16 protein-coding genes are annotated in these 21,164 nt (G+C 54.9%); 10 read left to right on the top strand and 6 right to left on the bottom strand.

Annotated elements, in window-relative coordinates; genetic code table 11:
* Positions 1-16: 16 nt before the first annotated feature.
* Positions 17-1,636, top strand: coding sequence for a phosphoenolpyruvate carboxykinase (ATP) (gene pckA / locus IMQ33_RS20635; protein ID WP_098929537.1), 1,620 nt, complete (start codon positions 17-19; stop codon positions 1,634-1,636).
* 182 nt (positions 1,637-1,818) lie between these two features.
* On the opposite strand, the gene envZ is transcribed toward pckA, so the two are convergent.
* Positions 1,819-3,189, bottom strand: a complete 1,371-nt coding sequence (envZ, locus tag IMQ33_RS20640) for a two-component system sensor histidine kinase EnvZ (RefSeq protein WP_196062624.1) — start codon at positions 3,187-3,189, stop codon at positions 1,819-1,821.
* A complete protein-coding gene (ompR, locus tag IMQ33_RS20645) occupies positions 3,186-3,905 on the bottom strand; it encodes a two-component system response regulator OmpR (RefSeq protein WP_004709363.1) in 720 nt (239 codons plus the stop codon). Before ompR ends, envZ begins: the two co-directional genes overlap by 4 nt.
* Before the next feature lie 378 nt (positions 3,906-4,283).
* Here ompR and greB point away from each other — a divergent pair, with 378 nt between their 5' ends.
* The 4 genes from greB to IMQ33_RS20665 all read left to right on the top strand — a co-directional run bounded on the left by greB (position 4,284) and on the right by IMQ33_RS20665 (position 10,819).
* Complete coding sequence (gene greB, locus IMQ33_RS20650; RefSeq protein WP_024527581.1) at positions 4,284-4,766, top strand: transcription elongation factor GreB; 483 nt, start codon at positions 4,284-4,286, stop codon at positions 4,764-4,766.
* Positions 4,767-4,891: 125 nt separating this feature from the next.
* The gene (locus IMQ33_RS20655) at positions 4,892-7,222 is read left to right on the top strand and encodes a Tex family protein (protein ID WP_196062625.1); all 2,331 of its coding nucleotides are present in this window, start codon (positions 4,892-4,894) and stop codon (positions 7,220-7,222) included.
* A 169-nt stretch (positions 7,223-7,391) separates the two neighbouring features.
* On the top strand, positions 7,392-8,099 hold the full coding sequence (locus IMQ33_RS20660) for a DUF1266 domain-containing protein (protein ID WP_121608416.1): 708 nt from the start codon (positions 7,392-7,394) through the stop codon (positions 8,097-8,099).
* On the top strand, positions 8,096-10,819 hold the full coding sequence (locus IMQ33_RS20665; RefSeq protein WP_161712902.1) for a DUF805 domain-containing protein: 2,724 nt from the start codon (positions 8,096-8,098) through the stop codon (positions 10,817-10,819). Before IMQ33_RS20660 ends, IMQ33_RS20665 begins: the two co-directional genes overlap by 4 nt.
* Before the next feature lie 51 nt (positions 10,820-10,870).
* On the opposite strand, the gene IMQ33_RS20670 is transcribed toward IMQ33_RS20665, so the two are convergent.
* Positions 10,871-12,562, bottom strand: coding sequence for a molecular chaperone HscC (locus IMQ33_RS20670; protein WP_196062626.1), 1,692 nt, complete (start codon positions 12,560-12,562; stop codon positions 10,871-10,873).
* A 780-nt stretch (positions 12,563-13,342) separates the two neighbouring features.
* On the opposite strand from IMQ33_RS20670, the gene feoA reads away from it, so the two are divergent.
* From feoA to IMQ33_RS20685, 3 genes are all read left to right on the top strand, one after another.
* Positions 13,343-13,567 (top strand): ferrous iron transporter A, encoded by a 225-nt coding sequence (gene feoA / locus IMQ33_RS20675; protein WP_024527584.1) that lies wholly within the window; start codon positions 13,343-13,345, stop codon positions 13,565-13,567.
* 75 nt (positions 13,568-13,642) lie between these two features.
* On the top strand, positions 13,643-15,955 hold the full coding sequence (gene feoB / locus IMQ33_RS20680; RefSeq protein ID WP_173408562.1) for a Fe(2+) transporter permease subunit FeoB: 2,313 nt from the start codon (positions 13,643-13,645) through the stop codon (positions 15,953-15,955).
* Positions 15,955-16,194, top strand: coding sequence for a FeoC-like transcriptional regulator (locus IMQ33_RS20685; protein ID WP_098929532.1), 240 nt, complete (start codon positions 15,955-15,957; stop codon positions 16,192-16,194). The genes feoB and IMQ33_RS20685 overlap by 1 nt, the downstream gene beginning before the upstream one ends.
* 49 nt (positions 16,195-16,243) lie before the next feature.
* Here IMQ33_RS20685 and IMQ33_RS20690 read toward each other — a convergent pair whose 3' ends face one another.
* Together IMQ33_RS20690 and bioH are read right to left on the bottom strand one after the other, a co-directional pair.
* Positions 16,244-16,528 carry a YdgH/BhsA/McbA-like domain containing protein gene (locus IMQ33_RS20690; RefSeq protein ID WP_065684045.1) on the bottom strand — a complete coding sequence of 95 codons (285 nt, stop codon included), beginning with the start codon at positions 16,526-16,528 and terminating at the stop codon, positions 16,244-16,246.
* A 300-nt stretch (positions 16,529-16,828) separates the two neighbouring features.
* Positions 16,829-17,599, bottom strand: coding sequence for a pimeloyl-ACP methyl ester esterase BioH (gene bioH, locus IMQ33_RS20695; protein ID WP_161712905.1), 771 nt, complete (start codon positions 17,597-17,599; stop codon positions 16,829-16,831).
* An 86-nt stretch (positions 17,600-17,685) separates the two neighbouring features.
* Between bioH and gntX the strand changes: the two genes are divergently transcribed.
* Positions 17,686-18,369: a DNA utilization protein GntX gene (gene gntX, locus IMQ33_RS20700; protein ID WP_065684008.1), complete on the top strand. Its 684-nt coding sequence runs from the start codon at positions 17,686-17,688 to the stop codon at positions 18,367-18,369.
* Positions 18,370-18,427: 58 nt separating this feature from the next.
* A complete protein-coding gene (gene nfuA / locus IMQ33_RS20705; protein ID WP_065684007.1) occupies positions 18,428-19,003 on the top strand; it encodes a Fe-S biogenesis protein NfuA in 576 nt (191 codons plus the stop codon).
* A gap of 73 nt (positions 19,004-19,076) precedes the next feature.
* Here the strand turns inward: nfuA and malQ are convergent, their stop codons facing one another.
* Positions 19,077-21,158: a 4-alpha-glucanotransferase gene (gene malQ, locus IMQ33_RS20710; protein ID WP_196062627.1), complete on the bottom strand. Its 2,082-nt coding sequence runs from the start codon at positions 21,156-21,158 to the stop codon at positions 19,077-19,079.
* Positions 21,159-21,164: the final 6 nt, after the last annotated feature.

Consider the following 21,164-nt stretch of genomic DNA (forward strand, 5'->3'; position numbering starts at 1 on the left):
ATCAAGGAGTAGTGACATGCGTGTTAATGGTATAACCCACCAGGATCTTGCCGCTTATGGAATTCATAACGTTGGTGAAATCGTTCACAATCCGAGTTATGAATTACTGTTTAAGGAAGAAACGGACCCTTCACTGCAAGGGTTTGAGCGTGGTGTAGTAACCAATCTGGGTGCCGTTGCCGTCGATACCGGCATCTTCACCGGCCGTTCGCCAAAAGATAAGTACATCGTTCGTGACGATATCACCCGGGACACCGTCTGGTGGGCCGATCAAGGTAAAGGCAAGAACGATAACAAACCTCTCAGCCCTGAAGTCTGGGCAGATCTGAAAAACCTGGTCACCGAGCAGCTTTCCGGCAAGCGCCTGTTCGTGGTCGATACCTTCTGCGGTGCTAACGCAGACTCCCGCCTGAAAGTCCGCTTTATCACAGAAGTGGCTTGGCAGGCGCATTTCGTCAAAAACATGTTTATCCGCCCGAGCGATGAAGAACTGCAGGGCTTTGAGCCTGATTTCGTGGTGATGAACGGCGCCAAGTGCACCAACCCGAACTGGCAGCAGCAGGGAATGAACTCGGAAAACTTCGTGGCATTCAACCTGACCGAGCGTATGCAGTTGATCGGCGGCACCTGGTACGGCGGCGAAATGAAAAAGGGTATGTTCTCCATCATGAACTACCTGCTGCCGCTTAAAGGCATTGCCTCCATGCACTGCTCGGCCAACGTGGGCGAGAAAGGCGACGTGGCAGTGTTCTTCGGCCTGTCCGGCACCGGTAAAACCACCCTGTCCACCGATCCGAAACGCCAACTGATTGGCGATGACGAACACGGCTGGGATGACGATGGCGTCTTCAACTTTGAAGGCGGCTGCTACGCCAAGACCATCAAACTGTCGGAAGAAGCCGAGCCAGATATCTATCACGCCATCAAGCGTGATGCGCTGCTGGAAAACGTCACCGTATTGGCCGACGGTACCGTGGACTTCAACGACGGGTCGAAAACCGAGAATACCCGCGTTTCCTATCCGATCTATCACATCCACAACATCGTCAAACCGGTTTCCAAAGCGGGCCATGCTACCAAGGTGATCTTCCTGACTGCGGATGCCTTCGGCGTACTGCCGCCGGTGTCACGCCTGACGGCCAACCAGACCCAGTACCACTTCCTGTCCGGTTTCACCGCCAAGCTGGCCGGTACCGAGCGCGGCGTTACCGAGCCAACGCCAACCTTCTCTGCCTGCTTTGGCGCGGCGTTCCTGTCACTGCACCCAACCCAGTATGCAGAAGTGCTGGTCAAGCGCATGCAGGCAGCCGGAGCCCAGGCTTACCTGGTGAATACCGGTTGGAACGGCACCGGTAAGCGTATCTCGATCAAAGACACCCGCGGCATTATCGACGCCATCCTCAACGGTGAAATCGATAAGGCAGAAACCATCACGCTGCCAATCTTCGATCTGTCGATGCCAACCGCCCTGCCAGGCGTTGATCCGGCCATCCTCGACCCACGTGCCACCTATGCCAACCTAGAACAGTGGGAAGAGAAGGCACACGATCTGGCGAACCGCTTTATCACCAACTTCGACAAATACACCGATACCCCGGCAGGCGCTGCACTGGTCAGCTCGGGTCCGAAACTGTAATAGCGTTGATTAACCACCTAAGCCAAGGCGCGGAATTCCGCGCCTTTTCTATTTGTGGCTGATTTGCACTTGAGGTGGGTTTGAATTCGTGGCTGACTTGCACCGGTGGTCGATTTGTAGGGGCGCAGCATGCTGCACCCGTTAATAAACAGGCCACAATGCTGCGGCCTTAAGTCAGGATATCAGGCGTTCTCTTTGGGTGGCGGATTCCCGCTGGCAGCTTCTTTCTTCTCGATTGGCAATGGGAGATAAGCTCGAATACGCAGGCCACCGCGCTCGCTGGTGCCGATATCCAGCACGCCAGCATGAGCATCAATGATACGCTGCACGATCGCCAGCCCCAACCCGGTGCCGCTGGTGCTACGCGCACTGTCGCCACGTACAAAGGGTTGGAACAGGTGCTTCAGCTCTTCCGGCTTGATCCCGGGACCATCATCCTCCACCTGGAACCAGCCGCGCTGCAGTTCGCGCCCGCTGCTAACCTTGATCCAGCCGTTGCCATAGCGCGCCGCATTCACCACCATGTTCACCACCGCACGTTTGATCGATAGCGGATGCACATCCACCATCAGCTCACCCGGCAGAATATCGGTTTCAATCACCCGCTCGTAGCCACTTTCTGTCGCCACCACTTCGCCCAGAATGGAATTCAAATCGCAAATTTCGGTTTGCATCTCCTGGCCGGTACGCAGGTAATCAATAAACTGTTCGATGATGGCGTTGCATTCTTCGATATCTTTATTGATCGACTCCGCCAGATAACCGTCTTGCTCGCTCATCATTTCCGTCGCCAGACGGATACGCGTCAGCGGCGTGCGCAAGTCATGACTGACCCCCGCCATCAGCAGCGTGCGATCGTCGGCCAGCAACTTCACCCCAGAGGCCATTTGGTTGAAGGCCCGGGTTACCGAGCGCACCTCAGAGGCACCATACTCACGTAGCGGCGGCGGAATAATGCCTTTGCCTACCTGCAAGGCAGCATGCTCAAGCTCCACCAGAGGGCGGTTCTGAATGCGGATAAACAGCCAGGCGCCGCCTATCGCCAGCAACATAATCGCCAGGGTGTAGCGGAACAGCGGCGAGAAATCGCCTTGATGGATTTCGGTCAGCGGGACGCGCACCCAGATATCCGGCTGCAACCAGGTTTTCAGCCAGACCACCGGGGAGTTTTTATTCACCTCGACGCGGACGTCGGTCGGCCCCCCCAGTTGCTGCGCCATCTGCTGGCTAAGGAATTGGTAGTGTTGCGCCCAGCGCAGGCCGCTCTCTTCCGCAGCCGCGTTGGTATAAAGCGAAATGCCCAGCTCGCGGTAGATCTCGCGGCGGAACGCTGGCGGCACCTCCAGCAAGGTACCGTCCTCCAGTTGCAGCCGATCGGTCATCAGCATACGAACTTCGTACGCCAATACCTTATTGAACTGCTGCAGACTGGGCAGGATGGCGAAGTTAAGCACCACCAGATAGGTCGTCACCAGGCTGACGAACAGCAAGGTGACGATCAACAGCAAAGTTCGGGCAAACGAGCTACGCGGTGAAAAGCGTAATCGCCTCATGCCTTACTGCCGTCCGGGACGAAGACGTAGCCAAGACCCCAAACGGTCTGGATATAGCGTGGATGTGCCGGATCTTCCTCAACCATGCGGCGCAGGCGCGAGATTTGCACGTCGATGGAACGCTCCATCGCACTGTATTCACGACCGCGGGCCAGGTTCATCAGCTTATCGCGCGACAACGGTTCACGTGGGTGGCTGACCAGGGCTTTCAGCACGGCGAACTCACCGCTGGTTAATGGCATAGGTTCATCTTCACGGAACATCTCGCGCGTGCCGAGGTTCAGTTTGAATTTACCAAAGGCGATCACCGCCTCTTCTTGAGAAGGCGCACCCGGCAGTTCGTTGGCCTGGCGGCGCAGCACGGCACGGATACGAGCCAGCAGTTCACGCGGGTTGAACGGCTTAGGGATATAGTCATCGGCACCGATTTCCAGCCCGACAATACGGTCCACTTCTTCACCCTTGGCGGTCACCATAATGATCGGCATCGGGTTGCTTTGACTGCGCAGGCGACGGCAAATGGACAGCCCGTCTTCACCCGGCAACATCAGGTCTAATACCATCAGATGGAAAGACTCACGCGTCAGCAAACGATCCATTTGCTCAGCGTTGGCAACGCTGCGAACCTGGAAGCCCTGTTCGGTTAAGTAACGCTCTAAAAGCGCACGCAGGCGCATGTCATCATCGACGACCAGAATCTTGTGATTCTCTTGCATTGTCTGACTCCCAAAGGCTGTATTGCCTGATTCTAGACTGTGGCCCGCACTTATGCATTGGCACCGCTGGCGGCTATTTGGCAACAGCCTCGTATTGTTCAAAAACTCAATCATTACTGACAGCGTTTAATGGTATATATTCTAGACGAAATTGTTACAAAGCTTATTCTTTTGCCCAAATATCAACAATTTTCACTTAAACCGGAGCCGCAGATCGGTAAAAAACTTCCCGCTGCGTATGATGTACACTCTTGGCAGAAAACCGCAAGACTGGCGAATTGGCAGTGTACCTCAGGTTTATAAAAAAAACGCCAACGGATATGGTGGCCGCTTTATGCGAGAATGCCCACTGCTCCTGTGATTTGATGATGGATGACGATGAAAACATTGCTGATCACCCGTGAGGGTTACAACAAGCTCAAAAAAGAACTGGATTTTCTGTGGCGTGAAGACCGCCCGGAAGTGACCAAGAAAGTCACCTGGGCCGCCAGCCTGGGCGACCGAAGTGAAAACGCCGATTACCAATACAATAAAAAGCGGCTGCGTGAGATCGATCGCCGGGTGCGCTATCTCACCAAGTGCCTCGAGCAGCTGAAAATTGTCGATTATTCGCCACAGCAGGCGGGCAAAGTGTTCTTTGGGGCCTGGGTAGAGATCGAGAATGACGATGGCGATACCAAACGCTTTCGCATCGTGGGTTACGACGAAATCTTTGGCCGTAAAGACTACATCTCCATCGACTCACCAATGGCCCGCGCCTTGCTGAAAAAAGAGGTGGGGGATACGGCCACGGTTGAGACCCCGGCGGGGATTGCCTACTGGACCGTCAACGAGATCGAATATATCAAAGACGTAGAATAGTTGAGACCGTAGGGGCGCTGCATGCTGCGCCCGTCAAAACCTCGGCCCTCTGGACTGGCATTTTCCCCCTGCAAAACGTATAACTATCCCCCTATCGATTATCGCTGCTAACAGATACCTGACTTATGACTGATCCACTGAGCCGCATTATTGCAACCGAACTGCAGGCCCGCCCGGAGCAAGTTGACTCCGCCATCCGTCTGCTGGATGAAGGTAATACCGTGCCGTTTATCGCACGCTATCGTAAGGAAGTCACCGGGGGCCTGGATGATACCCAACTGCGTCAGTTGGAGACTCGTCTGGGCTATCTGCGTGAACTGGAAGATCGCCGCCAAACCATCCTCAAGTCCATTGAAGATCAGGGTAAGCTGACCGAACAGCTGGCGGGGGCAATCAACGCCACGCAAAGCAAAACCGAACTCGAAGACCTTTACCTGCCCTACAAACCGAAACGCCGCACCCGTGGGCAGATCGCTATTGAAGCCGGTCTGGAGCCGCTGGCAGACTCCCTGTGGCAAGATCCGCAACAGCAGCCAGAACAGCTGGCAGAAGGGTTTGTCGATGCCGAGAAGGGCGTGGCAGACATCAAAGCGGCGCTGGACGGCGCACGCTACATCCTGATGGAACGCTTTGCCGAAGACGCGACCCTGCTGGCCAAGGTGCGTGACTACCTGTGGAAAAACGCCCATCTGGTGTCCAAGGTTGTCGAGGGTAAAGAAGAAGAAGGCGCGAAATTCCGTGACTACTTCGATCACCATGAACCTATTGCGCAAGTGCCTTCGCACCGTGCACTGGCAATGTTCCGTGGCCGCAATGAAGGCGTGCTGCAACTGGCGCTGAACGCCGATCCGCAGTTTGAAGAAACCCCGCGTGAAAGCCAGGGCGAGCTGATTATCACCAACCATCTCAACCTACGCCTGAACAATGCGCCGGCAGATGCCTGGCGTAAATCCGTGGTTAACTGGACGTGGCGCATCAAGGTGTTGCTGCATCTGGAAACCGAGCTGATGAGTACCCTGCGTGAGCGCGCGGAAGACGAAGCGATCAACGTTTTCGCTCGCAACATGCACGATCTGCTGATGGCAGCCCCGGCCGGTATGCGCGCCACCATGGGCCTGGATCCAGGCCTGCGCACCGGCGTTAAAGTGGCAGTGGTTGATGCTACCGGCAAGCTGGTTGCCACCGATACCGTCTATCCGCATACCGGGCAGGCAGTTAAAGCGGCTGCGGTCGTTGCCGCGTTGTGCATCAAACACAAGGTTGAGCTGGTTGCCATCGGTAACGGTACCGCATCCCGCGAGACCGAGCGTTTCTTTGCCGAGCTGCAACAGCAGTTCCCAGAAGTTAAAGCCCAGAAAGTGATCGTCAGCGAGGCAGGAGCTTCAGTATATTCCGCTTCCGAGCTGGCCGCGTTGGAGTTCCCGAACCTCGACGTTTCACTGCGCGGTGCGGTTTCCATCGCCCGCCGTCTGCAAGATCCGTTGGCCGAGCTGGTGAAGATCGATCCGAAATCTATCGGCGTGGGCCAATACCAACACGACGTCAGCCAAAGCCAGTTAGCCAAGAAGCTGGACTCGGTGGTGGAAGACTGTGTGAACGCCGTTGGCGTAGATCTGAACACCGCCTCCGTGCCACTGCTGACCCGCGTAGCAGGCTTGACGCGCATGATGGCGCAGAATATCGTCACCTGGCGTGATGAGAATGGCCGCTTCAGCAACCGTGAACAACTGCTGAAAGTGAGCCGTTTGGGGCCAAAAGCCTTCGAGCAGTGCGCGGGCTTCCTGCGCATCAACCACGGCGACAACCCGCTGGATGCCTCAACCGTTCACCCGGAAACCTACCCGGTGGTGGAGCGCATTCTGGCAGCGACCCGCCAGGCTCTGCAAAATTTGATGGGCAACCCGAGCGCGGTCCGCAGCCTGAAAGCCAGCGACTTTACCGATGAGAAATTCGGCGTACCAACGGTCACCGACATCCTGAAAGAGCTGGAAAAGCCGGGCCGTGACCCGCGCCCGGAATTCAAAACCGCCACCTTCGCCGAAGGGGTGGAAACCCTCAACGACTTGCAAGTGGGCATGATCCTGGAAGGCTCGGTCACCAACGTCACCAACTTTGGTGCCTTTGTTGATATCGGCGTTCATCAGGATGGCCTGGTGCACATCTCGTCATTGGCGGACAAGTTCGTTGAAGATCCGCATACCGTGGTGAAAGCTGGCGATATCGTCAAGGTGAAGGTGATGGAGGTCGATCTGCAGCGTAAGCGTATCGCACTGAGCATGCGCCTTGATGAGCAACCGGGTGAAGGTTCACCACGCCGTGGCGGGGGCAATAATAGCGCTCCAGCTCGCGATAAAAACTCACGCCCTGCGGCTAATAAGCCTAAACCACGCAACAGCACTCCGGCAGGTAACAGCGCTATGGGTGATGCACTGGCCGCCGCATTTGGTAAGAAATAATAAGCAGGGGGGATAACCCCTTATCCCCCCTTCGGCTGTCTCTTGATTGGTTCTCCCGATCAAGAGACTTCGCTGGCTTATAGATCGTCTCTCCGTTCGGACCCTTACCTGACTTAATCGGCAGGCCGCTGATGCCGGTATAAAACAGGGATTTATTGGAACTTGATTGATGGAACAACAATATCAGCAATGGCTAATGGCTCTTTCAGCCCCCATGGTCGCGATAAATGCTCATACCGGCTGCACCTTTGACTCGCTAAAATATTATCCCTTCGACACCACTTTCGATTTAAAAGAAAGCTGGGGGATCACCTCGCGCTCTGGTGTGATCAATATGATATTACGCATGGTGGATGCAGGGCATGCGAGAGAGCTGGCACATTACTATTCTCTCTGGCATCGTCTCAGTCCGACGCAATGGCAGGAGCATGTGGAACAACAGTCAGTTGAAGAACAGGTGTTGATGCAAATAGTCGCTGATACGGCGGTTATTTGTGGTGATGGAGGCATCCGTTCTTGGGACCTGGGGCGGCTGAGTTTTCTTTGTCGCGTTGCTCAGCTCCATGGCTGGTTTACCGCTGAGGAAAATCTGTGGTTCCATACTCGGCTAGCACTGCGTGCCCGCCACTATTACGCGAATTGGGAAAGCTATTACGCCGCGTTTTTCGTTGGCCGAGCCTATTGGCAATCATTAAATCAGGAGACCCCTGAACAACAGCAATATGCTTTTTGCCATTACAGTGGAACGGAAAACTATATTCAGATGCAACAGCACCTCTATTGCCACGCAGATAGCCCCTTAAAAAATCTGGCCTGGCACATTGACTGCCATGAAATGGAGAAACCGGCGTCTCTGGAAGAGGTTGATTGGTCATGAATCAACGTTGCTGGCAAATATTAGGCATTGAGCCAACGGAAGATCAACAAGCCATTCGCGCCGCCTATCGCAGTAAGCTCCCCGACCATCATCCTGAAAATGACCCGAGCGGTTTTCAGCTATTACGTCAGGCTTTTGAGCACGCGCGAAAACTGGCCGAGACCCCGTTTATGCTGCGTTCTGCACAAAGTACTGAAGATGATGGTCCTCATGATGTGGGAACAGCTCAACTCGAGCAGGCCCCCGAGCCGCCGCCATCCGCTGCAGAACCATTATTCGAGAGCATGCTGGCCCAATTTGATGCTCTGTTGAATACCCCCGAAACACGTTATCAGCCACAAAGCTGGCATCGCTATATCGCTCAGTTGGATCAGTACGATATTGCACTCATTGACCGGCTACGCTGGTACTTGCTCGATCGTGTTTACCACTCACCATGCATCTCTACCGACTGCGTCAGACTATTAGCAGACCGTTTGAACTGGCGGCATCGCCTGAATGAACTGGAGCAGGACGACGCTGCCCGGATGGATGATTATTTAGACTATATCGCCCGCGCCGATATCTTCGATCTTTCCACACTGTCGTCAATCAGCCTGCCTGCCCAAGTAGAAACCGTTGCCTTCTTCCGCCATGCGTATCATCTGTACTGGAATGAGCCAGAGTGGATGCTGCGTTTACTGCTGAGTAATCCATCAGTGATTTACTGGCCTGATTGCCCACGGTTGATGAAACAGCTGGCGCAATGGTACAGCCTGGCGGAAGTTCCCAGCGAAACATTGCGGGATCACTGTTTGGCACAGCTGGAGCTGGACGCAGAGAATAGCGATTGGTTGTACCTGGCTGCCCGGCATTGTGCTTTGCTGCAGGATAATCAGCGGGCGTTTGATTATTGGCTACAGCTATATCGGTTAGAGCAACATGCGCAGGCCGAGCAAGGGTTATTGGATTGGTGCCGTGAACAACATCCAGCTTATCTACCGCTGTTGATCCAGGCATTTGATCGGCCAGTTTACCCAGCGGCGGCAGGGATAGCGGCAGATGATGAGATGCAGGATTACCTGACCCCGACCCAAACGGTACAGACCTTGGTACGTTGGGGAGAAGCCGCTCAGTTTAGCTGGGCAGCAGTGCCGATTGCCCAGGCTTATATCCATTGGAAATCCGGTAACGGTCGTGTCGGTGTGATGTATGACCAGCTCGTGCTTGATGATGGTTCCGACCCTCTGCGATTACTGTATCGCCACGCCTGCATGCTAACCTTGGGCAATGAAGGCCTGTTGCAGCAAATTATTGATCAGCCCACACCGGTCGATCCCCTACAGGCCCTGATCCTGCAAGGGCTGCAATCTCAGGCGGCACAGCGGCTGGCATGGTTGAATGATTCGAGCGTCATTGCCGACTTCATTCAGTGGCTGGATGGCCCAATTGACCACCAACTGCCAGAGAGATATACCGATACTGGCTCCGCTAGCTGGCATCAAGCCGTCTTCTGGTTGCGGCAATGGCGTTACCTGTCACCAGCACGATTGAACCGCTTGTATCAGGAGCCAGCATTTAGTGCACAGCTTGGCACCATCAATGACTGGCTGAATTATTTAGCTGCAGTGGACCAGATTGAGATCCCACCGTTTAGCGACGCTACCGCTCCCTGGGATCAATACCGGCAAACCTGTTTACTGGTGTTATTACTCAACGGGGCGGCCGGGCATATCGATACTGTCCGTCAGATAAACCACCTAACGCTCAGTGAGCAGCATCCTGTCTACGAACTGTATCGGTTAATCCGGCAACTCGATCCGGCAAAAGGTGATCTGGTTTGGCAGCTTGAGCAACAACTGCGGTTGGATAACCGTCTGCACTACCTTTGCTGGTTGGAATTACCCGTATCTATTAACCAGTTTTTGCTCCGCGTGCAGAGCCAGTCAGAGCTGTGCAACTGCGCCAATGTCGATCATTTCTCTCATCGTGTTGCCAGTTGGTCTGATGAGATGGAACAGGCTGCGGTGGCCGAGCAAGCCTTGCTTCACGCATTTTTGCTGCGCCATGGCGACCAGAAAATACAGGACAAAAGCCGGGAGGCGCTTGAACGGTTAGACTGCGGCAATCAGGGGGAAACGGAACTACGGCAGGCATTGCTTAACGGTAAAAAGCCCAAAGCTTTGGGGAACTCAACGCTGTTTGCCCGGGACTCATTGCTGACAAAAATAGCTCAGGTTGGCTATCGCCTGTATGACTACGATTGGGACAAGTTGGATCAAGAAGAACGTCAACAGTTGATGGCCTGCCTGGCAGATAGCAGCCTCTCCCCCATTCTGCGATTGAATGCCGGGTTATTAGTGCAGCTATCGGATCAGCGCATCATTGAAAAGCAGCATGCGAAGGAACAAAGGCCAGACACCCGCTTCTGGCAGTTCTGGCAATTTGACCGCCGCATCAACCGCCTGGGCCTGCTGGCTCAGTTGACGCTAGTACCGCTGGCGATGGTTGCGGTTTATCTACTGCTCATCAACGTGCTTTCGGCCTGGGTCATTATCGGGTTACTGCTGCTCAATACGTTCAGCGCACTGCTGCGGCGCAGTCATGATTTAAACCGTAAATACCCGGTCTTTGAAGCTGCGTTGCTGATATGCATGCCCTATCTGATCCTGCTGTATCTGCTGATACCCGGCGTGAAGTACGCGAACCAATATGGCCCGCCGCCAGGAGAAAAATGCTGAGGATTGTGGCGTGAGGAACTGCCCCCAACGTTTTATGGGGGCAGTTGACGCTCAGAAACTCATCTCGTCCAGAAAACGTTCCAGCCGCAGGCGTATGGGCTGGATTTTTTGCTCCTGCTGGCTAACCAACACCGCCTCAAACTCCTGCAACCACAAACCAATCTGCATACGTTCATCACCCAGTGACTGCGCCCAGGCTTTTTCCAGCCGAGCCTGCAGGGTACGGTTAGACAGCGTATCGCGCGGATGCACTTTTAGCTCCTGCAAACGCTGCTGACTTTGCTTTCGCTGTTCTGGGCTCAGGCCAATGGGGCTGTGATCGATCACTTTGGAGAAGGAATCACCACTGTCTGGCAGATGGACATCAACCTCTAGCAACCCATTGATATCGTAGCTGAAACGCACGTCCAGTGATTGAATGTGGCCGTTAGGCTTTACCGGCACGGTAAACTCATCCACCAGGATATTGTTGTCAACATGTGGGCTTTCACCCTGATAGATCGCTATCCGGATCGCCTTTTGCTCCACATGCGTCGTGGTGAAGCTTTCCATCCGTGAAGTCGGGACCACGGTATTACGTTCCAGAATCGGTGAAAAAATCCCATGTCGATCCGCATTCGAGGTAGCTATGCCCAGCGTATAGGGACAGACATCCGTCAGGATCACTTCGTCGATATTCTGATCGCGCAGGCAGCAGGCGGCATGTACTGCGGCACCCAGCGCTACGATGGTTCTGGGATCGAGGTGCTGATGCGGCAACTGACCGAATAGCTTCACCACCAGTTTTTGGATAGTGTTCAGCTTCGTGGCTCCACCGACCAATACCAGGTGATCCATCTGCTGTGGCTGCAAACGAGCATCGTGCAGCACCTGCTCAATCGGTGCGCGCAGGCGATTCAGCAGCGGCAGCCAGATCTCTCCTGCTTTACGTTCATCCAGCTCTATTTCCCATTGCCGATCCTGCCATTGCCAACGCAACTGATGCGGGCCCTGTTGCTGATTGAGCTGGCATTTCCACTGCTCGACACAGTCATACAGCCGGGCCATATCCTGGGGCGCGATCTGCGAGGCATTCAGTTGCCATTCGTTGAGGCAGGCTTTAATGATTGCCTGGGTGAAGTCTTCACCGCCAAGATAGTTATCACCCGCCGAAGCGTGCACCTCAATCAGCGGCAGATCATATTCCAATACCGTGACGTCAAAAGTGCCCCCGCCCAGGTCAAACACTAAAGTACGGCCAACCCCTTGGGTGTGCAGGCCATAAGCCATCGAAGCCGCAGTCGGTTCATTAATCAGCCGCACCGCATTCAAACCGGCCAGTTCAGCGGCAAAGCGGGTCTGCTTACGTTGCTCATCGCTAAAATAGGCGGGTACTGAAATCACAACGTCGCGGATCGGCTGGCCAAGAAAACTTTCTGCGTCTGATTTCAGCGATTTCAACACGATTGCCGATAGCTCTGGGGCGTCAAACGTCTGTTGGTCCAGTTTGAATTTCTTCTTGCTGCCCATGTAACGTTTAAACAGCGCTGCCGTCTTTTGCGGGTGGGTCGTCAGGCGAGATAACGCAGAGCGGCCAACCAGTATTGCCCCGTCCTCATCAATGCTGACGACCGAGGGGGTAAGAAATTCATTGAGCGCATTGGGGATTAAGCGCGACTCCCCGTCTTGCCAGACACCGATCAGGCTATTGGTGGTGCCTAAATCGATGCCGATTGCCGGGGTAGCGTCATGCTGCTGTAACATCGTCCTGACCTCATAAAGAAGAATACTTGCCTGCTAGTACAGCCGTATTAAGCGTGGCAACGTAGTCCATGATGGGGGTTTTTTATATATCGTTTGATATTAGCACGATGGTATTAGGTAGCTCATCGCCATGGAATTTATTTGCTTGAAAGTAATGTTCTACTTTAGTTGAAAAATTTAGCCGGTAGCTCGTTCCCATCGCCTTCATCTTTTCTTGTGCAACCTAGTAGCGCCCCCCGACAATTTTGACCTGCCGCAATAAAATGGCGATTTTTTTGTCGTCCTGTTTCGCGTCATCGCCTTCATCCCCCCCTCCGGTAAAAATACTCCGTTGTTAACACCCTTATTAACACCGCAGTTTCAGTCCGTCGATTGTGCCGTAAACACAAATACTTACCCCTCTCATTTACAGCAGGCGATGTTGCCAGATTTGCGCCACAAAGCTTTCAGCCATGCCATTAGAACTACACCTGTTTCATTACCGCAAGAAAATGCACAAATTTGCAACTTAATTAACCTTTTGCACTCATTTGCAGTGCGTTTGGCTTAGTGCTAAAACTAGGGCTGGCAAGGCGTCCATTGCAGATATGACAGCATTTACAATTGCCCATACATTCCGTATTGAATACGATAATTGTTATCACTATGATTCTGTGTATTCAGTGCTCTGTTTTTGGCTCGGCGCTCCTGGCCCCATACACCTTTTCATAGGTAGTCTGGGCAGCAAATGTTCTGAAGGTGGCATTCCCGTGGGAATTCCCAACTCATTAAGAAGGCGATATGCAGCTGCTTCCTAAACATACCTATAAAATCACCGGCTTCTCCAACGAGATCAGCCCGGCCTACCGCCAGAAATTACTGTCGCTTGGCATGCTGCCCGGCTCGCAGTTTGACGTGGTACGCGTGGCACCGTTTGGCGATCCTATAGAAATAAAGACTCGCCGCGTTAGCCTGGTTCTGCGGAAAAAAGACTTAGACCTGATCCTGCTAGATAGCCAAGCGTAACGCGCTGTCCCCGCCTCAGGCAGTTGCCGGGTGCAAACGCGGCCGATACTTAATTTACTGATATCACGTTGGTTTATGAAAAAAATCACTATTGGCTTAATCGGTAACCCGAACTCGGGCAAGACGACGCTGTTCAACCAGCTCACTGGAGCACGCCAGCGGGTCGGTAATTGGGCCGGGGTGACGGTTGAGCGTAAAGAGGGCCAGTTTGCGACGCCGCAGTCACAGGTCACGCTGGTGGATTTACCAGGCACCTACTCGCTCACCACCATCTCCGAACAAACCTCGCTGGATGAGCAGATCGCCTGTCACTACATCCTGAGCGGCGATGCGGATATGCTGATCAACGTGGTCGATGCCTCCAACCTCGAACGCAACCTCTACCTGACGCTGCAATTGCTGGAGCTGGGTATTCCGTGCATCGTGGCCTTGAACATGCAAGATATTGCCAAGAGCCAGAATATTGAGATCGATGTCGCCGCCCTGGCCGAGCGCCTTGGCTGCCCGGTGGTATCCATGGTTTCTACCAAGGCCGACGGCATTGGCCTGCTGAAACAGACCATCGATAATCATCGCTTCAACCAGTTAAAAGCGCTGGTGGCCTATCCGCCGCTGCTGCTAGACGAAATCGCTACGCTGACCGAGGCCATGCCTCAACAGCTGCCCACCGAACAACGGCGCTGGCTGGCCCTGCAAATGCTGGAGGGCGATATTTATAGCCATCAGTTGGCCGGGAAAGCCACCGAGCTACTGGCACCTTCCAGGTTAGCGCTGCAACAGCAGCAGCAGGAAGATCCCGCGCTGGTGATTGCCGATGCCCGCTACCAGTCGATCGCCACTATCTGCGATGCGGTCAGTAACTCTAAGCTGGCATTGCCAAACCGCCTGACGGAGGTGCTGGATCGGGTGATCCTCAACCGCTGGCTGGGGGTACCCATCTTCCTGCTGGTGATGTACATCATGTTCGTATTGGCGATCAACATCGGCGGCGCACTGCAACCGATCTTCGATCTCGGTTCGGCGGCCATCTTTATTCAGGGCATCCAGTGGGTCGGTTATACCCTGCATTTCCCGCAGTGGCTGACCGTCTTCCTGGCGCAGGGCGTGGGCGGCGGTATCAATACTGTGCTGCCACTGGTTCCCCAGATCGGCATGATGTATCTGTTTCTGTCATTCCTGGAAGACTCCGGCTATATGGCACGAGCGGCATTTGTGATGGACCGCCTGATGCAGGCGCTCGGGCTGCCGGGTAAATCCTTTGTACCGCTGATCGTCGGCTTTGGCTGTAACGTGCCGTCCATTATGGGCGCACGCACCTTGGATGCCCCACGCGAACGCCTGATCACCATCATGATGGCCCCCTTTATGTCCTGCGGCGCGCGTTTGGCAATCTTTGCCGTATTTGCCGCCGCTTTCTTCGGCCAGGATGGCGCGGGCGTGGTGTTCTCACTGTATATGCTAGGCATCGTGGTGGCGATCCTCACCGGCCTGGTGCTGAAATACACCATTATGCGCGGCGAAGCATCGCCGTTCGTGATGGAGCTGCCGGTTTATCACGTGCCACATCTGAAAAGCCTGCTGCTGCAAACCTGGCAACGCCTGAAAGGCTTCGTGCTTCGCGCCGGGAAAGTGATCGTCATTGCCAGCATCTTTATTGGCGGCTTGAACAGCTTCTCGTTCAGCGGCCAGCCGGTAGACAGCATCAATGATTCAGCGCTGGCCTCAGTCTCCAAGGTGCTGACTCCGCTGTTGCAACCCATGGGCGTACACAGTGATAACTGGCAAGCGACCGTCGGGCTGGTGACAGGGGCGATGGCCAAAGAAGTGGTGGTCGGGACGCTCAACACCCTGTACACCGCAGAGAACATCACCAATGAGCACTTTGATGCCGCCAACTTCAATTTGCTTGATGAACTCGGTGCCGCCGTCAATGAAACCTGGCAGGGCCTGAAGAACACCTTCAGCCTGAGCGTACTCTCCAACCCTATCGAAGCCAGCAAGGGCGATGGTGAGATGGGCGTGGGCTCAATGGGTGTTATGAGTAGCAAATTTGGTACTTCAATCTCTGCCTACAGCTATCTGATCTTCGTGTTGCTGTACGTTCCCTGCGTCTCGGTGATGGGAGCCATTGCGCGTGAGTCCAGCCGTGGTTGGATGACCTTCTCCATCCTTTGGGGGCTGAACGTGGCCTATTCGCTGGCAACGCTGTTCTATCAGATCGCGACCTTCAGCCAACATCCGCAATACAGCGCGACGGCGATCCTGATCGTGTTGCTGTTCAATGCGCTGGTACTATTGGGCTTGCGCAAGGCACGTAGCCGCGTAACGATCCGTTTGCGTAGCGCCACCTCGGCGTCCTGTTGTCAAAGTTCGGGTGACTGCCACTAATGGCCAGCCTGCTGCAAATCCGTGATGCGCTTGCCCTACAGGGCGGCGCTCAGGCGCAACAGCTGAGCCAGCAGTTGGCAACGCCCTTGCCATTGGTTGAGGCAATGCTGCAACGTTTGACCGCGATGGGAAAAGTTGAACGTATTGAGCTCGATAGCAGCGAATGCCTGAGCGGCAGCTGCAAGAGTTGCCCAGAAGGGCTGGCTTGTAAAACGGTGATTTATCGTTTGAAGGAGTGAATGTGAATACAGGGGCGCAATAGTTTGCCTGCACCCCCTCACTTGAAGATTATTGCTTGTCTTTATACACGTCCGCTACGGCGCTGAACTTGCCGTGCTCACGGGCTGCCAGCACGACATAATATTGGCCCCCTTTCTCATCGGCCAGTTTGGACAATTCATCTTTCAAGTCCATCGGATCGGTGGCCTGTGCAGTTGAAGACACGGTGCCAACTTTCTCATACTTGCCTGGGTTCTTGTCCAGTTCGTCTTTAGTTAGCAAGGTTGCTGCCATCGAACCGAAAGACACTGAACCTACAATCAACGCCGCAACGATCATCTTCAATGATTTCATGACAATACCTCTCAATGGATAAATTGGATTTTTATGAAAGCGACTAACAACAAATGCGTCATCGAGCTTGGCTACTGCGACGTCTAACAGCTTCGTTGCTTTCCCTGACGAAGCTCCCTCTGCCCAGAAACAAATCGCCAAGGTGAAGATTGATAAGCCCATATTCACCTTGTAGCCACGCATTTACCCCTTCAAGTATCGAACAGGTTTAGTTTTTATCCACTTATTGGTTAAAAATTTACCGCTGTTTTGTGCGTTTATAATCTGTAATCAATGAGATATCGCCGCCAGACCGCGCCATTACTCGGTTGCAACAAATTGATTAATAATGTTAGCGAATGCTTCGGGGTGAGAGATAAACGGCGCATGGGCCGCTTTGGCGATCACCTCCGAGGTGGAGTTTGGCCACAACTCATCCAGCAGGCTAGCCACTTTGCGCGGCACCAGCCCGTCGAGATAACCATAAATACGCAATACCGGCATCGTCAGTGCCGCCAATGATTGGCGTTGATCCACCGTACGCAGCATCTCCAGGCCCCCGTTAAGCACCTCAACGCCCGGCATCGGCTGGTTGAGCACCACGGTTTTCAACTGGCGCGCATCTTGGCGAGCGCTTTCCGTGCCCAACGTTTGCAACGCCAGGAAGCGCTCCACGGTGCGCTGGAAATCATGGCTGAGCTGCTGCTGGAAGCCACTGAGCACCTCCGGGCGGATCCCCGGCCACGGATCGTGCGCCGTAAAACAGGGCGAAGAAGCCACGGTGATCAGCCCGGTTACCCGCTCAGGCTGCATAAGGGCGATCTGCCCGGCTACCAGCCCACCAAGGGACCACCCCAGCCAATAAGCCTGCTTGGGTGCTGCGGCCAGCAGTATCTCCGCCATCTCCATTAACGGGACGGCCCCATAGCCCTGGCTGCGGCCATAGCCGGGTAAGTCCACCAGGTGTAGGCGAAAATGCGGAGCCAATCGCTCCAGCGTGCAACCCCAGACCTCGGCATTCAATCCCCATCCGTGCAACAGCACAAGATCGCGATCGCCTTCACCTAAGGTTTGCCAATACAGCTCTGTCATCAGTTATTGTCCTTACTCGTCGCCTTCCAAACGGTAGCGTTTTGCACAACTCGAAATTCATAGAGTATTAAAAAGGGGAGGTGACCATGCTACCAATCCACAGCCGCTGTTGGCTATGCCGGCAACCATTACGGCTGATGCAACAGGGCATCTGCAGCTACTGCCTGCGGACGTTGCCCGCCAAACCTTGTTGCTGCCCAGTTTGCGGCCTGCCCAGTGGCGATCCCCATCAGCCTTGCGGACGATGTCTGCAAAAGGCGCCCCCTTGGCAAGCCTTGGTCTTTGTTTCGGATTATCGCCCGCCCATCAGCACCCTGGTGAAAAATTTCAAATTCCAACAGACACCCGCACTGGCTCCCACTCTGGCTCGTTTGATCCTGCTGCATTGGCTGCAAGCGCACCGAGAGCAACATCTGAACAGACCGGAGGTGATTTTAGCGGTACCCTTGCAGGATAAACGCTGCTGGCGGCGTGGCTATAACCAAAGCGAGCTGTTGGCCCTGCCACTGGCCCGCTGGTTGGGCTGCGAATATCGCCCTGGGGCATTACGCCGCATCAGGGCAACCGCGCCACAACAGCAATTGATAGCTCGCCTGCGGCGGCGTAATCTGCGTGGTGCTTTCCGTTGTGATGAGAGCCTGGCAGGAAAACATGTGGCGCTGCTGGATGATGTGGTTACCACTGGCAGCACCATGGCAGAAATCGCTACACTATTACAGAAGCAGGGCGTCGCATCGTTGCAGATTTGGTGCGTTTGCCGCACGTTGTAGTACCACGGCAATGGGCGTATTATAACCTACTATAGAAGTCAACTATTGAGCTAATGCTATGATCCGTATAACAGATGCTGCACAGGAACACTTTGCCAAGCTGTTGGCAAGCCAAGAAGAAGGCACCCAAATCCGCGTATTCGTGATCAATCCGGGTACGCCGACGGCTGAATGCGGTGTCTCTTATTGCCCGCCAGACGCGGTGGAAGCGACAGATACCGAACTCAAGTTCGAAAAGCTGTCCGCTTACGTCGATGAGCTGAGCGCGCCTTATCTGGACGACGCCGAAATCGACTTCGTCACCGATCAGCTCGGCTCACAGCTGACGCTGAAAGCGCCGAACGCCAAAATGCGTAAAGTGGACGACGATGCACCACTGATGGAGCGCGTAGAATACGTGCTGCAATCGCAGATCAACCCGCAGCTGGCTGGCCACGGTGGCCGTGTGACGCTGATGGAAATCACCGACGACGCACTGGCCATCCTGCAGTTCGGCGGCGGTTGCAATGGTTGTTCAATGGTAGACGTCACTCTGAAGGAAGGGATCGAGAAAGAGCTGCTGCAAAAGTTCCCGGAACTGAAAGGCGTGCGCGATCTCACTGAGCACCAGCGCGGCGAACACTCCTACTACTGATAAATATCAGGGCGCAATTCCGTTCTGCGCCCTGCTTATCTCCATCGGGGTCGGTTAATCCGCCCCGATGCATTTAGCCTACCGAAACCTTTCTGCGTCGCTTATCCAAATCCTTCAATAAACGGTTGACCTCAGCATCGTCAAACATCGCTTCCAAGGTGTGGCTCAGCTTACGCCGCCAGTTCGGGTACTGATCGCTGGTGCCTGGAATATTCACCGGTTCTGCCATATCCAACCAGTCTTCCGGTTGCAGACCCAGTAAGGCGCTGGCACTGTCTGCCACATAGCGTTGCAGACCCCGGTTCAGCAACGGGCTCATACTCAATAGCGAGGCTTTCTTGCCGACCTTTTGCGGTACGCAGCCGTAGCGATGCAACCCGTCCAGTAGGCCCTGCTTGGCCCGTTCACGATCGGCAAACAGCTCTTTGAGCACTTCCGCATCTGGGTATAACCCCAGTTGCTTGCCGAGCGTCAGGTCGCCGCTTTGCCAATAACCACGCAGCGTTGGCAGATCGTGGGTGGTAATGGTCGCCATTGCCTGCACCGGATAAGACTGCGGCGCACGGAACTGCTTCTCCGCATCGTGCTCGAAATACAGTACCTTGTAGGAATAGACGCCGCTATCACGCAGTTTGCCGACGATCTCCACCGGCACGGTCCCTAAATCTTCCCCAATCACCATGCAACGATGGCGCTGACTCTCCAAGGCCAACAGCGCCAGCAGATCGTCAACCGGGTATTTCACATAGGCGCCGTGATCGGCCGTTTCACCATAAGGGATCCACCATAAACGCAGCATCGCCATCACGTGATCGATACGCAAGGCGCCACAGCTGGTCATGTTGGCCCGCAGCAAATCGATAAACGGCTGATACCCCCGCGCCACCATCACATGCGGATCCATCGGCGGCAGGCCCCAGTTTTGCCCCAGCGGCCCAAGAATATCCGGCGGAGCCCCCACCGAGGCTTGCATACAATACAGCTCACGTTCACACCAGGTTTCCGCCCCGCCCTCTGCCACCCCGACCGCCAGATCGCGGTACAGGCCAATCGGCATCTGGCACTGCTGGCTTTGGCCGAAGCACTCGGCAAACTGGCTGGCCGCCAACCATTGCAGCCACAGGTAGAAGGTAACCTCATCCTCATGCTGCTTACAGAAGGTTTCCACTGCCGGGCTATTGCCCTGCTGATACTCCTTCGGCCAGGCTGGCCATCCCCACATTGTGCTGTCTTTAGCACTGAGATGGGCATGTAACGCGTCGAACGTTGCCTGCTGATACAGGCTGCTGCCCCCTTCGCCGACGAAGCGTTCAAATTCCTGCTTCAGCGCATCCTGCGGCTTGCGGGCCTGGAAATGCGGGAAAGCCAGCTTCAACGCCGCCAGCTTCAACTGCGTTACCGTGCTGTAGTCCACCAGGTCACTACTACGCGCTTTGGCCAACAGCTTCTGCGTCGCAGCCTTCTGCCACCATTTTTGCGCGGCCTGGCTGAGCTGGAAATCCTCCACCACGTTGACGTCGATATACACCACGTTCAACCAGCGGCGCGAAGATGGGCTATAAGGGCTGGCGCTTTCCGGGTTGGCCGGATACAGCGCGTGGATCGGGTTGAGCCCGATAAAGGCGCCGCCGCGTTCCCCCACCTCACCGACCATCGCCCGCAGATCGCCAAAGTCGCCAATTCCCCAGTTACGCTCGGAACGCAGCGTGTAGAGTTGTACGCAGGCTCCCCACAGCTTCTTGCCGGTCAACAATGCATCCGGCTCGTAGCAACGCTTGGGGGCGACAATCAGCCGGCAGGCCCATTGCTGCTCCCCCTGTGACAAAGTGAGCTGGTGATAACCCAGCGGTAACTTGCCCGGCAGGGTTAGGGTTTTATGCGCACTGGCACGGCCTTCTTGCTGGCTACCGTCCTCACGCAACAATACCCAATGAAACTCGCCATCTCCCCCCAGCGGCAGCGCCACCGGGTTGCCTTGATAAAAGACTTTAACCAGCGGCAAGGGAGCCGTTGACGGCTGCAACGACGCCGGATTCATCGCCGCCAATAGCTTGCGTTTGGTTTCCGGCGAAATTGCCTGCCGTTGGCCATGGGCATTGATGTAATCGGCAGCAATCCCAGCCTGGGCTGCTACCTGATCGATACCTTTACTCATTCGCAC

Origin of the sequence: Serratia sp. Res13-Sevr-LER1-36-b (genome assembly GCF_015673035.1) — a bacterium.
GTDB classification, from domain to species: Bacteria; Pseudomonadota; Gammaproteobacteria; order Enterobacterales; family Enterobacteriaceae; genus Chania; species Chania fonticola_C.